Source organism: Capnocytophaga sp. H2931, assembly GCF_002302535.1.
Lineage (GTDB): Bacteria > Bacteroidota > Bacteroidia > Flavobacteriales > Flavobacteriaceae > Capnocytophaga > Capnocytophaga canis.
Genome location: NZ_CP022381.1, coordinates 2,555,749 through 2,567,760, shown reverse-complemented (window position 1 = coordinate 2,567,760; position 12,012 = coordinate 2,555,749). Strand labels below are relative to the sequence as shown.

10 protein-coding genes and 2 tRNA genes are annotated in these 12,012 nt (G+C 35.5%); 2 read left to right on the top strand and 10 right to left on the bottom strand.

Annotated features, from left to right (window positions below; translation table 11 throughout):
• Positions 1 to 28: 28 nt before the first annotated feature.
• The 3 genes from CGC52_RS10860 to CGC52_RS10850 form a co-directional block, all read right to left on the bottom strand.
• Positions 29 to 102: transfer RNA gene (locus tag CGC52_RS10860), tRNA-Thr, on the bottom strand.
• Between the two features lie 60 nt (positions 103 to 162).
• Positions 163 to 429: a hypothetical protein gene (locus CGC52_RS10855; RefSeq protein ID WP_042009014.1), complete on the bottom strand. Its 267-nt coding sequence runs from the start codon at positions 427 to 429 to the stop codon at positions 163 to 165.
• 101 nt (positions 430 to 530) lie between these two features.
• A complete protein-coding gene (locus CGC52_RS10850; RefSeq protein WP_052458234.1) occupies positions 531 to 1,202 on the bottom strand; it encodes a GDSL-type esterase/lipase family protein in 672 nt (223 codons plus the stop codon).
• A 127-nt stretch (positions 1,203 to 1,329) separates the two neighbouring features.
• Here CGC52_RS10850 and CGC52_RS10845 point away from each other — a divergent pair, with 127 nt between their 5' ends.
• Together CGC52_RS10845 and CGC52_RS10840 are read left to right on the top strand one after the other, a co-directional pair.
• The gene (locus CGC52_RS10845; RefSeq protein WP_095894367.1) at positions 1,330 to 1,779 is read left to right on the top strand and encodes a GatB/YqeY domain-containing protein; all 450 of its coding nucleotides are present in this window, start codon (positions 1,330 to 1,332) and stop codon (positions 1,777 to 1,779) included.
• Positions 1,780 to 1,789: 10 nt separating this feature from the next.
• A tRNA-Arg gene (locus tag CGC52_RS10840) sits at positions 1,790 to 1,863 on the top strand.
• A 127-nt stretch (positions 1,864 to 1,990) separates the two neighbouring features.
• On the opposite strand, the gene CGC52_RS10835 is transcribed toward CGC52_RS10840, so the two are convergent.
• The 7 genes from CGC52_RS10835 to smpB all read right to left on the bottom strand — a co-directional run bounded on the left by CGC52_RS10835 (position 1,991) and on the right by smpB (position 12,007).
• Positions 1,991 to 3,892 carry an ATP-dependent DNA helicase RecQ gene (locus CGC52_RS10835; protein ID WP_095894366.1) on the bottom strand — a complete coding sequence of 634 codons (1,902 nt, stop codon included), beginning with the start codon at positions 3,890 to 3,892 and terminating at the stop codon, positions 1,991 to 1,993.
• A gap of 33 nt (positions 3,893 to 3,925) precedes the next feature.
• Positions 3,926 to 4,876, bottom strand: a complete 951-nt coding sequence (locus CGC52_RS10830; protein WP_042009008.1) for a D-2-hydroxyacid dehydrogenase — start codon at positions 4,874 to 4,876, stop codon at positions 3,926 to 3,928.
• 142 nt (positions 4,877 to 5,018) lie between these two features.
• Positions 5,019 to 6,662: a sodium/sugar symporter gene (locus CGC52_RS10825; protein ID WP_042009006.1), complete on the bottom strand. Its 1,644-nt coding sequence runs from the start codon at positions 6,660 to 6,662 to the stop codon at positions 5,019 to 5,021.
• Between the two features lie 115 nt (positions 6,663 to 6,777).
• Positions 6,778 to 7,260 (bottom strand): hypothetical protein, encoded by a 483-nt coding sequence (locus tag CGC52_RS10820; RefSeq protein ID WP_042009004.1) that lies wholly within the window; start codon positions 7,258 to 7,260, stop codon positions 6,778 to 6,780.
• Positions 7,261 to 7,416: 156 nt separating this feature from the next.
• Positions 7,417 to 8,619, bottom strand: coding sequence for an acetate/propionate family kinase (locus CGC52_RS10815; protein WP_042345851.1), 1,203 nt, complete (start codon positions 8,617 to 8,619; stop codon positions 7,417 to 7,419).
• An 18-nt stretch (positions 8,620 to 8,637) separates the two neighbouring features.
• Positions 8,638 to 10,722 carry a phosphate acetyltransferase gene (gene pta / locus CGC52_RS10810; protein WP_042344339.1) on the bottom strand — a complete coding sequence of 695 codons (2,085 nt, stop codon included), beginning with the start codon at positions 10,720 to 10,722 and terminating at the stop codon, positions 8,638 to 8,640.
• A gap of 829 nt (positions 10,723 to 11,551) precedes the next feature.
• Positions 11,552 to 12,007: an SsrA-binding protein SmpB gene (smpB, locus tag CGC52_RS10805; protein ID WP_042008998.1), complete on the bottom strand. Its 456-nt coding sequence runs from the start codon at positions 12,005 to 12,007 to the stop codon at positions 11,552 to 11,554.
• Between the last annotated feature and the right edge of the window lie 5 nt (positions 12,008 to 12,012).

The window sequence follows — 12,012 nt, the reverse complement described above, 5'->3', positions numbered from 1 at the left end:
CTACCCTTTTATGGATAGCCTCGTTCTGAGCCGATAGAGGGATTCGAACCCACGACCCCGAGATTACAAATCACGTGCTCTGGCCAACTGAGCTATATCGGCGATTTTGCGGTTGCAAAGGTAAAACTTTTTTTTAAATCTGCAAATCTTTTCGAAAAAAAATTACAATTGATTTAACTTTACAATAAACTCACCCGCTTTTTGTTCAAACTCTTTTCTAACTTGCTTTAAGTGAACTGCTCTATTCTCCACTTTCTTATCAGAAATTTTATCCATTACTCCGTCATAAGTACTTATAATTTCTTTGATGAGCTCTGAACCTTTTTGTGATTCGGTATTGTCTGTTGCATATTCCCAATGCAAAACTGCATCTATGATATCACCAAAAACATAGTTGACATCCTTCTTTAAATTTCTAATACTTGCCATATCTAATTATATTTGGGGCAAAGATACGATAATATGCCGTAATTACAAAATTCTTTTTCCGTTTATCAAAAGATGGCTAAAACTGCCCATTACATAACTAATTATTTCAAATAATTTTTTAAAATATCTGTCCACAACCAATAACCTCGGGTATTGATATGTAAGTTATCACTTTCAAAACAATCATCCTTAATATTCCCGTTTTCGTCAAAAAGAATCTGAGCAACATCCACAAACTGTACGATACGTTTAGTTTGTGCAAATTGATAAAGAAGTGCATTAGCTTTATCAAACTCTATGGAAAAATGACTACGTGCTTTAGATTTTTTAATTGATAAAATTATGATAGGAGTACCGGGTAAATGTATTTCCACCAAACGGACAAAGGTTTTGATATCATCCAAAAATTGCTCTGCCGTTTGTCCAAAAGTAATGTCGTTATCTCCTTCATAAAGAACAATTTGTGATGGACGATAAGGAGTTACTATCCGATTGAAATAGAAAATTACATCTCGCAATTCAGAGCCTCCAAAACCACGATTCAGTACATTTTTATCGGGAAAATAAATGTGTAAGTTCTTCCAATTAGTAATAGATGAGCTACCAATAAATAAGATGGGATTGGAACGAGGAGGTTTTCGTTGGTCTTCTTTTTCAAAACTGCGAATAGTTTCTCGCCATATCGCGTCACGATGATAGATACTATCTTTGTACTGTGCATAAAATTGGAAGACAACAAAAAATAAAATAAAGGTAATAATACTTTCTTTCATACAACTAATAACATTCTAAAGATTAGTCCGCAAAGCTACAAAATAAAAAACATACCGAATAACTTTATTAAAATATTTTGTAGTTCAGAAAAAAGGTGTACCTTTGCGACTCTAAAAAACGGTCTTTATGAGTTTACAAACAAAAGTAATGGAGGCGTTGAAAGACGCTATGAAATCTAAGGACAGCGTAGCTTTGGAATCGTTACGAGCAATCAAGTCTGCTATTTTATTAGCTAAGACGGAATCGGGAGCTTCTGAGGAGCTATCTGAAAGTCAGGAGCTTGTTTTGCTTCAGAAATTGATAAAACAGCGTAGAGACAGTGCTACCCTGTACGCTTCTCAAGGGCGTAACGATTTAGCCGAACCTGAATTAGCTCAAATTAAGGTAATTGAACGTTTTTTACCAGAACTTCCTTCTGAAGAAGAGATTGAGGCTATCATTAAAAAAATCATCTCAGAAACAGGAGCTTCGGGCATGAAAGATATGGGCAAAGTGATGGGAGTTGCCTCGACAGAGTTGACAGGAAAAGCTGATAACAGAGTCGTATCAACAATTGTGAAGAAATTATTATCATAAAAAATAAAAAGGCTGCGTAGTTCAACTGGATAGAATATCAGATTTCGGCTCTGAGGGTTGGGGGTTCGAATCCCTCCGCGGTCACAAGAAACATATTTTTAACTCAATAAATTGGTAATTACTAGTTTATTGAGTTTTTTTGTAAGGAATATGTAGGATTTTTAATAGTAAAACATACAAAATTAATTTTTTATCATTGATATCATATTTATTACTGACGCAATGCATACTGATTATAATCATTAAACCTTATTTTATTCATATCAAGCATTGAAAAAAGCACCTTTTGGATTTCTTTTTCTTCAAATGGAAGAAGTAAAAGTAAGTCATTAAGATTTCGGCTCCCTTGGTGGAGTACTTTTATTATTTGCTCCTCAACTTGCTTATAATCAATTGATTTTTGATTATTCTGTGTTTTGCAAACTGAACAAATCCCACAAGTGGCAGTATCTTTTTCTCCAAAATAACGCAACAACTGTACGCTTTTACATTCACCGTTATTTATAATATACTCAAAAACAGACTTTTGTAAATTTATTTTTGTTTGGTTGTATTCCTTTATATTTTTTGCAACGAAAGCAATGGTTCGATTATCTTCACGAGGCATATTGAAAGTGATTTCTATATCACTTGTATCATCTTGGTAAGTAATGATACCATCTTCTTGTAGGACAGATAATTGCTGTCTAATATCCTCTGTATCCTTATGAATTTTGTTTGCAATTTTTTCTATTCTGACGGAAATTGCCTGTGTGTGAATCCCTGGATAATTACGCAATAGATAAAACACTATATCCTTAAACATCTGTTTATGTTGTAAATATTGAATAATCTCATAATTCGATGCGACAAAAAATATACTTGCTTTTTTTTGAAAATTTTGACTAAGAGAAATGACAGAAAGTCGGTCTAAAAGTTGCAGACCATTGTAAGTTTTTTGTATTTGTAAATTGTATTTTTTACAAAAATCAGCCAGCTGAAAACTCCGAGTAATCCCTACTCCTTCTCCATAAGCTATTAAGAAATAAGAATTTAGCTTCGCATATAGCAACTTAAGATCTTCGGAGGTTACTAAATTAGAAATAAATTGTTTTTTGGTAGTTTCTATATCCAAATCATTAAACAATAAAAGAGCAAGTGATTTTTGACCATCTCGACCCGCTCTCCCTGCTTCTTGAAAGTAGTCTTCCAGCGTAGGGGGAATTTCCCAGTGTATAACAGTCCGCACGTCAGGTTTATCAATCCCCATACCGAAAGCATTGGTAGCTACCATCACCTGAACATCATCCATTAACCACATACTCAGTTTTTTATTTTTCTCTTCGGAAGATAATCCTCCATGAAAGAAAGTAGCTGAAATACCAATATCTTGCAAATATTCAGCCATTCGGACAGTTCCATTACGACTGCGAATATAAACAATTGAAGTACCCGTATTTTTTTTCAAAACACGTTCCAATTGTAACCATTTATTGTCTGTTTTATGGGTAATATAGGCAATATTCGGACGTTTCAATGAAGTAGCTATAATTTCTGCCTTTGGGATACCTAATTGCTGTAAAATATCCTGTTGTACATTTGGAGTCGCCGATGCGGTCAAAGCTAAAATTGGCACTTGGGAAAAATTCTCTTTCAGCCATTTACACTCCAAGTAGGCAGGACGAAAATCTTTCCCCCAATGCGATACACAATGAGCTTCATCAATAGCTATTAAATTAATTTTCATTAACTTAATAAAATAACGAACCGTTTCTTGCTGCAATCGTTCGGGAGACAAATACAGAAATTTATAATCTCCCAAAACAGCATTGTTCAGTAATCGTTCTAAATCATCCTGAACCATACTTCCCGCTAAGGAAATTGCTCTAATACCTCGATTTTTAAGGTTCTCAACTTGGTCTGAAATTAACGCAATAAGGGGAGACACTACCAGACAAATACCCTCATTAACCAATGCGGGTACTTGAAAAGTGATTGATTTTCCACCTCCTGTAGGCATCAGCGCCAACACATCATTCCCTTGCAGAACGGACTCAATAATAGCATCTTGCGGATGACGAAATGAATCATATCCCCAATGTTTTTTTAGTATGTGAAAAACCGATGCATCCATTAGTTGTAGGAACTAAAAAGGAAGTATATTATCTTATTTCATTTTTTCAATAATCAGCGAAGCTAACTCCAAACTGATTCTATCTTGTGCCTCTTGGGTTGCAGCTCCAATATGGGGAGTTAAAGAAATATCAGGATGCATCAAAATTTGGATAGATGGAGTTGGTTCATTCTCAAATACATCCAAACCTGCAAAACTCACTTTTCCTGATTCCAATGCGTTAAACAAAGCAACTTCACTGATAACACCTCCTCGTGCTAAATTTAAAATAGCAACACCTTCTTTCATCATCTCAATTTCCTTTTCATCGATGATATATTCCTTCTGAGCTGGTGTATGTACCGTAATAAAGTCCGAGTTTTTCAATACTTCTTCTTTGCTTACCATATCAATTTGGAAAGAAACCGACGTACCGTCGAAGAAGGAAAGTTCAATATTAGTATTCTTAACAAATAAATCACAAGCTAAAACTCGCATTCCCAAAGCAATCCCCATTTTTGCCACTGCTTTACCGATGCGACCAAAACCTATAATTCCTAAGGTTTTACCTCTCAATTCAGAGCCTTTCGCATAGTTCTTTTTCAGTTGATTGAACTGAGTATCACCATCTAAAGGCATGTTTCTGTTGGCATCATGTAAAAACCGTATTCCTGAAAGTAGGTGAGCAAATACCAACTCCGCCACCGCATTTGAAGAGGCTTCAGGAGTGTTTATGACGTGAATATTACGTTTTTCTGCTTCTTCTACATCAATGTTGTCCATCCCTACACCACCTCGCCCAATGAGTTTCAATGACGGACACGCTTCAATTAATTCTTTACGTACCTCAGTGGATGAACGCACCAAAAGTATCGGAATCTGATGCTCATTAATATAGTTGACAAGCTGATTCTGAGCTACTTTTATTGTAAGTACCTCAAAACCATGAGCCTCTAATTGACGTTTTCCTAACTCGGAAATACCATCATTTGCAAGTATTTTCATTCGTTTTAAGTATATCTTAATTTCCCGACAAAGATACAAAAAACCTTGATTTTATACTCCTATCTCAACATTTTATAACAAAAAAAACTTTGATAAAGCACTTTACACCTTATCAAAGTTTTTATATCAGAAGTTGAAAATCCTACCAGAACACTACGTACAAAGTAGCCGTAATCAATAAAATAGCATATGCTGCTGTATTAAACGTTGCATTAGTTGCAAAGGTTTCCTGCGTAAGAGGAATACCTTTCTCGTCATCGTCACCTTTTCCTGTTACTAATGACACTCCCATAATCACTACAATAGTGACTAATAAGGTGTAAAGCATTTGATCCATAAAAGGTAATTCCACACCAGGCAAAAACTTAAGCCCCAAAGCTACTGGAATTGAAAGCAAAACACCAACTACAGCTCCTGTCGGATTGGTTTTTTTCCAAAATAATCCCATTAAAAATACTGCCAAAATTCCTGGGCTTACCAAGCCTGTCCACTCTTGAATGTATTGGAACATCTGTGGCAAAGCTCCCAAAAATTGAGCAAAATAAGTCGCTACAGCTAAAGCCACTAATACAGTAATACGCCCCACTGTAACTAATTTAGAATCTGACGCTTTTGGATTAATAAACGGTTTATAAATATCCATCGTAAAGATTGTTGAAGTAGAGTTCAGCATGGAAGCTAATGAAGAAACAATCGCAGCAGATAGGGCGGCAATCACCAATCCTTTCAATCCTGCTGGGACAAACTGGTTAATCAGCCAAGGGTAAGAACGATCAAAATCGATACTACCATCTGCTTTAGTAAATGCCTCTTTTACTCCTTCAATAGCTACCGTTCCTGCAGGTTCGTAGTACATCACGTAAGCTATAATTCCAGGTATTACAACAATCAAAGGCACTATCAATTTCAAAAATCCTGCAAAAGCAATCCCTTTTTGAGCTTCAGCTAATGATTTTGCAGCCAAAGCACGTTGAATAATATACTGATTGAATCCCCAATAGTACAAGTTTGCTACCCAAAGTCCACCAATAAGTACAGCAATGCCCGGTAAATTATTAAATTGAGGATTATCCTTATCAAGAATCATCTTAAACTTATCTCCTGCTACGTCATAGATATGCTGTAATCCATGGAGAGCTCCTCCTTGTGGAGTTACATTGTCCAACGCTATATAGGTTGTAATTAACCCTCCAACAACAAGCAATACCACCTGAATCACATCCGTCCAAGCAACCGCTGAAAGTCCTCCCCAAACAGAATAAGCCGCTGAAAACAAAGCTAATCCAATCATAAACAACATCAGATTTTCACCCGTAGCACCACCCAAAACAGTGTCTAATGCTTTAGCTCCTAAAAACAAAACTGATGTTAGGTTTACGAAAACAAACAAAGCTATCCAGAAAACAGCTAAAATGGTCTTCAAAGAAGTATTGAACCGTTTTTCAATGAATTGAGGAATGGTATAAAGACCTTGTTTAATGAAAACAGGCAAGAAAAATTTACCAACGATTATAAGAGTAATAGCGGCCATCCATTCGTAGGAAGCTATGGCAAGTCCAATAGCAAAGCCGGAACCTGACATCCCGATAAATTGTTCCGCAGAAATGTTTGCTGCAATTAGCGATGAACCTATTGCCCACCACGGTAAAGTTTTTCCAGCCAAAAAATAATCTTCGGCAGTTTTTTGAGTGTCTTTCTTGCCTCTGGAAACAAAAAGACCTACCGACAAAATGACAACCGCGTATATCACAAATACGACGATGTCCAGCGTTGTAAATGAATTCATATTGTTTTATTTTTTATAAAATCGGTTAGTTTATTTTTGAATAAATTAAGATTTTTGAGGTGCTAAGATACGAAATAAAACATTACGAATACGTTTTTTTAAGATATTTTTTTGATTACAAAAAGCGATTATGCCAACTTTCTTCCATAGGAATTTCCCAATCGGTTTCATATTCAGATTTTGTATTTACTAAATTATTGAAAACGATTGTTTTAGCAGATACAGCCTTTTCTTTTACCATTTTTTTGAAATCGGCTAATTTTTTATAAGCTATATGTTCTCCTTGACGATAACTTACGTTCATCCGATCGAATAAATCTACTTGATAATTCCTTTCCAATTCTTGAATAAAACGTGCTAAATCATCCAACGAACAGCCTGAAACAGGGTGAATTTCTTGATTTACACCTATAACAATGAAACGGTTGTAACGAATTTCAAACGAGGTAGTTAGTCCAATTCCGTGAGCTGACCACTGATCTAAATAGACTTTAATTTTTTGTTCTAAATCTACTAATTCCTCTGGAGTGAAACTACGGTTACTTTGGTATATCCAAATCCGAGAGGTTTCTGGCAATTCGTTAAAAGGTATGTACATTATTGTTTATTATTTTGTAATTATTTTTAAAAATCAAATTTTGTGAGACTACCTCACTTTGTAAATCTATTGTAAATACATAGATCTGCAAACTGAGGTAGGCTAATGAAACGAATTTTATGAATTCATTCCTAAAAATATAACAACGAAATTGAACTACAACAACGATTTAATTTCGTTTACGATTTGTAGCTCTTCATTGGTTGGAATGACCAATATTTTTACTTTACTACTATCTTTCTGTATTTCAACAGTTTGTTTGGGTCTATTTCGAGTTTTGTTTTTCTCTTCGTCTATTTCAATACCCAAAAACTCTAAATTTTGACATACTAACAAACGAATTAAATCGTCATTTTCGCCCAAACCTGCTGTGAAAGTAATACTGTCAAGTCCATTGAGAACTGCGGCATAAGCACCTATAAATTTCTTGATACGATAGGCGTATAATTCGTAGCACAAAACGGCATTAGGGTCGTTTGCGAAATATTTATCGGATACGTCACGAGCGTCTGAACTTCCCGTAAGTCCCAACATCCCGCTTTTTTTATTCAAGACGGTATTGATTTCATCAGTAGTCATTTGCAGTTGATTCGCTAAATAAAAAATGACTCCTGCATCAATCGTTCCACAACGGGTCCCCATCACTAATCCATCAAGTGGCGTAAGTCCCATCGTAGTATCCATACATCGACCTTCCTCATTTACTGCTGCCATACTGGAACCATTACCCAAGTGAATCGTTATATTCTTTATATTGTTATTTTTCAAATAATTACGAGCTTGAGAGTCTACATATTTATGACTTGTCCCATGGAAGCCATACACACGAACTCCATGTTTCTCATAGTACTCATTTGGAATGGCATAACGAAACGCCTTAGCAGGTAGTGTTTGATGAAAAGCAGTATCGAAAATAGCAACATGTTTTGCTTTTTTAAACATTTTCTCAGCACTGCGAATACCTTCCAAACATGCTGGGTTATGAAGAGGTGAAAGGGGAATTAATTTCTCTATTTGCTGCTTCACTTCTTCGGTTACAATGGTTGGCTGTACAAATTTTTCACCTCCATGTACCACACGATGCCCAATCACTTGAATAGCATCCGCATCAGAAATAACACCAATTTCGGCATCTGAAAGCACATCTGTTACCTGTTTCATTGCCTCCTCATGGTTGCGAATTGGCACTTGTTTCTTAGTTTCGTATTCTTTCCCGTCTTTAAATGCTACATATTTTATTAAACTGCCTTCGATCCCAATACGGTCAACAAGTCCTTTGGCAATTGAATCACCTGTTTCTGAATTTATCAGTTGATATTTTAACGATGAACTTCCTGAGTTAATTATTAATATTTCCATTTTTGTATATTGATAAAATTATTCTTCCATAACGGATTGAATAGCTGTAATTAGCACTGTGTTGTAAATATCTGGAATCGTAGCTCCACGACTTAAATCATTTACGGGCTTTTTCAATCCTTGCAACATCGGGCCAATAGCTAAAGCTCCTGTTTCGCGTTGCACCGCTTTGTAAGTATTGTTTCCTGTATTCAAATCTGGAAAAATCAATACATTTGCCTGACCTGCTACCTTTGAATTTGGCATTTTACTTTTTCCAACCTTTGGATCAACAGCTGCATCGTACTGAATAGGGCCTTCGACCAAAAGGTCTGGACATTGGGATTTGACGATTTCTGTAGCAGTACGAACCTTATCCACATCGGCACCTGTACCTGAACTTCCTGAAGAATAGGACAACAACGCTACTCTCGGTTCAATACCAAAGGCCTTAGCCGATTCTGCTGAGGAAATTGCTATCTCTGCCAATTGCTCTGCGGTTGGATTAGGAACAATTGCACAATCTCCATAAACTAAAACTCTGTCATTCAACAACATAAAAAACACAGATGAAACTGTATTGACATTAGGTTTGGTTTTCACGAACTGCAATGACGGACGAATAGTGTGTGCCGTAGTGTTCACCGCTCCTGAAACCATTCCGTCAGCATCTCCCACAAAAACCATCATCGTTCCGAAGTAGGATACGTCCAGCATCAAATCTCTGGCCTGTGAAAGCTCCAACCCTTTTGACTTTCGAATGTCGTAAAGTTTCTGCACATATTCCTCGTACTTAGGGCTTTCAACGGGGTTTACGATAAAAATACGCCGTTCATCCCATTTTAAACCTAATTCATTAACACGTGACATGATTTTTTCAGCATCACCCAAAACAGTCAGATACACCAATTCATCAACTGCTAATTGAGAAGCTGCTGTTAGAATTCTATCGTCTGTTCCTTCAGGTAAAACAATATGTCTCTGTGCTTTACGTGCTTTCTGAACCATATTGTATTGGAACATACGTGGTGTAATAGCATCCGATTTGAATGATGAAATACGAGCATTCAAACTACTCACATCAGCATATTTTTCAAATAATTGAATTGATAATTTTATTTTCTCTGCACTTTCAGGATATATCTTAGATTTGATATTTCCAATACGAGTAGCCGTTTCAAAAGTACCTGATTTTGAAAGCATTATTGGAATAATCTTTTGTGTTCCATCCAAAATTTTGATTATTGAACGCTCAGGAACAATGCCTCCAGAAAGTACCAAACCAGCAATGCGAGGGTAGTTGGACGATATGTGAGCTGTTAAACTACCAACAATCAAATCCGATCTATCGGCTGGGATTACCGCCAAACAACTTTCTGAAACGTGATTCAAGAAATTATGCAATTGCATTGCTCCGATGATTGTTTTTTTAGTAATCATGTTGACATCGTCCCCTTTGTAAAGGAATTTAGCTCCCAACTCATCAGCAATTTCTTTCAACGTAGGACGACTCAAATCTTCCTCTCGTGGAATAAACGTAAAATGAATGTCTTTAAATTCCTTTTCGAGTCTTTGTTTCACGCTGTCATTATAATTCTTAACTTTGTTAACAAACACTCCCAAAATTTGTACCTCTTGTTCCAAAAGGGTGTTTACCTCAATTTGAATTTGATTTACAAGTTCATCCTCTGACAAAAAGCTGTCTTTTAAAACTACCAATGCAGGAATATTTAAGTTTTGAGCCAACGAAGCATTAAACTTAATATCGAAAACATTACTGTCTTCTAATAAATCTGTCCCCTCAACTAACACAAAATCAAACTTATTTTCCAATGCTTTGTAACGCTTGATGATCGTATCGTACACCTCTCCGATTTTTCCTTTATTTTGGAGATTTGTCACCTCGCTACGTGTATAGACATAAGCATCTTCATAGTCCATATCTAACTGAAAATGAGAAAGTACAGTTGTAATATGATTATCTTTTTGAGTTTTGCTCTCCAAAATAGGTTTAAAGTATCCCACTTTGGCCGTATTTCGCATAATCATCTGCATCACTCCTAAGGTTACCAACGATTTACCACTGTAGGCATCAGAAGTGATGATATAAACCGATTTGTTCATAAATTGTTATTTTGTTGTTTGGAATTATTTTTTGTCTTTTGGGTATAAATCTAACCATTCATCATGAATATGTCCCAATCCTTGAAGGTGATGAACATACTGCTGAAAAAGTTATGCAAAGGTACGGATTTTCATGGAAAGAACAATACTTAAATTTTCGATATTTTTTCCGTTCTCTTTTCATTTTAAGCTTCGGTACGATTTCTTGAACGCTCTGCCCTCTTATTTTTGTTTTGAAAATAAAACTAAACGGCAAAATTAAGCAAAAAGCTGTAATATACACATTATAAGGGGCTTTATTTTTTATCAGAGAAATGTTGGAAAGTAAGGCATAGGGTAATTTGACGGGTAAAAACAAAGATAGATTTCTAATCGTTACCTAATGGTAGCTTCAAATATTTTAAATAAAAGACTATATTTCAGTATTTTGCACTTGTTTTCATAGCGTGTGGTAACTCAATAGAAATTAATTTTGGGTCATGTTTTCCAAAAATGATGATTAAATATGTCCGAAATTGATGTAAAAAAGGCAATTTCAAAGGCTTTAAAATGATTTTCAAGTTTCTTTGAAATCAAAACATTTTGGTAAATCATTGATAAACAAGCTTTACAGGTCAAATTATGGTCGCCGATGAATTGGTGATGACAATCTTTGCAAAATATTTTTGCTTTCCATAAGATTTTTCCCGTTTTTCACTATCTTCGTGCTTTGACAATCAGGGCGATACAGTATAATTCTTATTTGCATTCAACAAAATAACTACATTTCCCTGATTATCATTTTTTATATCATCATACTTTTTACAATACGACCAAAAGGAAATGTGTCTTACCGTATTTTTTTGATTCTATCCAGATTACGCTTATTGTCACGCTCTTTAATTGTTTCGCGTTTATCATATAGCTTTTTACCGCGAACCAAAGCAATCTCCACCTTTGCTAATCCTTTGTCATTGATAAACATACGCAAAGGAACAATGGTAAGACCTGTATTTCGAACTTCTTTGTTTAGTTTTTTTAATTCACGTTTTTGAAGAAGTAATTTGCGTTCACTCTTTGGTTTGTGGTTGTAATGTGTTCCGTAGGCATATTCTTCAATATTCATGTTGATGACAAAAAGTTCATTTTTGTCGTTAAATTCACAAAAACTTTCAGCAATGGACGCCTTGCCCAAACGAATAGATTTAATTTCGGTACCTACAAGCACTATTCCTGCTAGATATTTATCCAATATCTCGTATTCAAATTTGGCTCTTTTGTTAAGTATGTTGATGACTTTCTGCACAATTT